This window comes from Collinsella sp. D33t1_170424_A12, from assembly GCF_015554865.1.
In the GTDB taxonomy this organism is placed as follows: Bacteria; Actinomycetota; Coriobacteriia; order Coriobacteriales; family Coriobacteriaceae; genus Collinsella.
This window is the reverse complement of the sequence record NZ_JADNJJ010000182.1, coordinates 1-2,134: the sequence shown is the minus strand read 5'-3', so window position 1 is coordinate 2,134 and position 2,134 is coordinate 1. Positions and strand designations below refer to the sequence as shown.

The window sequence follows — 2,134 nt, the reverse complement described above, 5'->3', positions numbered from 1 at the left end:
TCGCATCCTCAAAGACTTCCTCTGGGAGCCAAAAGAAGGGCTCAACATCCTTGTCGGCGCAAACTCCGCGGGCAAGTCTACCGTCCTGGACGCCATCGAGCTTGTCACGCGTGGGAGTATCCGCGGACAAAGCGCTCGTCGCTCCCTGGCACCCGACTGGTTCAACAAGGACAGCGTGGATGGCTTCTTCCGAGAACTCGACGGTCCTTTGGCAAGCGAGAATATCCCCGAGATCAAGATTGTCGCAGTGTTCTCCAAGGACCTGCACCTGGCAAAGATAACTGGCGCCAACGATCCCGACAAGAAGCTCCAGGATGCGCCCGGCATTTTCATCACCTATACCGTTCCCTCAGACCTGCTCCCCCAGTTTCTCGAAGAGTGCCGAAGCATCAAGGAGGCAGGCGGCCCATTTGTTCTCCCGATCGACTACTATAATTGCTCCTGGCGCATCTTCCAGGGCGATCCGATAGTTCGACGGCCAGAAGGGGTCAGCTGCACTCGCATCGACAGCGCGCCCGAGCCCCGTTCGAGGGCTGTGGACGCCTACGCGAAGAGCTACGTAAGTGAAGAGCTCGACGATAACAAGATGCGCGAGGTCTCCAGCCAGTTTAGGCGTGTTTCTGCGCGGGTAGACAGGGAAATTCTCTCCGACATCACCGTCAACTGCTCGGGAAGGGGGAGCCTCGGTCTTCAGATGGATAAATCGCCCCGCACGGACTGGACCAACTCGATAGTTCTCCACAGGGACGGACTGCCGCTCTATGCGCTCGGCAGCGCTGAGCAGACGCTCACGAAGTGCGCCGTGTCACTCGAGAACGCCGCAAGCGAATCGATTCTCCTGATCGAAGAGCCAGAGTGCCACCTCTCCTACTCATGGCTCAACGATCTCGTCGGGATAATCGCTGACACCGCTAGCGAGAACAGGCAGATCTTCGTCACCACGCACAGCCCCTTCGTCCTCAACAGGCTCGGCTTGAACAATCTCTCCGTTATTGCAGAAGGGAACAGCCCGAGGAGAATATCCGACCTAAGCGAGAACACCATCCGTTACTTCAAGCGCCTCAGCGGATATGACACGCTTCGAATTGTGCTAGCAGACAGGGCGGTGCTTGTCGAGGGTCCCACCGACGAGCTGGTCTTTGACTGGGCGTTCCGAAAGGAGCGTGGCAAGCTGCCGCATGAGGACGGCATCGACGTTATCGAATGCGGGACGTCGCACAAGCGCCTCCTGGAGCTCGCAGCAGTTCTCGAAAAGGGCGGGATAGTCGCGCTTCGAGATAACGACGGGGATGACCCAGGGCGCTGGACTGAACTCGCTAGGCCGTTCCTCTCAAATACCAGGGCGTTCTTCTGTGGCTCGCTCGAGAAGGGGAAGACCATCGAGCCTCAGATGATCGAGGCGAACAAGGATAGACTCGAGATGCTCGCCTCGATCGTGAAACGGCACGGCAACTCCGCAGACAATCTAGAGGAGTTCATGACGAAAAACAAAACAGAGTGGGCACTCAGGCTACTTGAAGCCGATAGGAGCGTTTCCGAAATCCTAGACGCACCTTCGTACATTCTGAATGCCATCAACTTCATAGACCCTGCTTCGGAAAGCGCCGAAAATGAATGACGCCGTTGTCGCCGTTGCGGGCTGGGGCAAAACCGAGGTGCTCGCAAACGCGGTTGCACGAGAGCAAAACCCCGAGCGAGTCCTCGTACTAACCTATACGGAAACCAACCAGCGCGAGGACATCCTGAGGATATTTCAAAAAACAAGTGGCGCCAAACGCCATGCGTTGGTGATCGGCTGGAAGGCATTCCAGCTGCGCGACATCGTTCGGCCGTATCTACCACTGCTTTATCCCGATATTCACCTCAGGGGCCTCTCGAATCGTGATGTGGACCTAAACAAACGATCGGCCGGCTCGGCCAGATATCTAACAAAAGACGGAGACGCCTATCCCAGCGTGCTTGGAAAGCTCTCTCTTAACGTAATCGACGCCAGCGAGGGCGCTGCGATCAGAAGGCTTGAACGACTCTACGATTCTATCTACATCGATGAAGCACAGGATCTCAGAGGCAACGACCTCTGCGTTCTCGAAAGGCTTCTCATGTCAAGCATTAACGTCCATATTTTCCTTGACCC

2 protein-coding genes are annotated in these 2,134 nt (G+C 56.4%); both read left to right on the top strand.

From position 1 onward, the window contains the following. On the top strand, nt 1–1,618 hold a 1,618-nt coding region (locus I2E26_RS07695), incomplete at its 5' end, for an ATP-dependent endonuclease (protein ID WP_195420266.1). Continuing rightward, a partial coding sequence (locus I2E26_RS07690) for a hypothetical protein (protein WP_229056499.1) occupies nt 1,611–2,134 on the top strand: 524 nt, incomplete at its 3' end. The genes I2E26_RS07695 and I2E26_RS07690, both read left to right, overlap by 8 nt.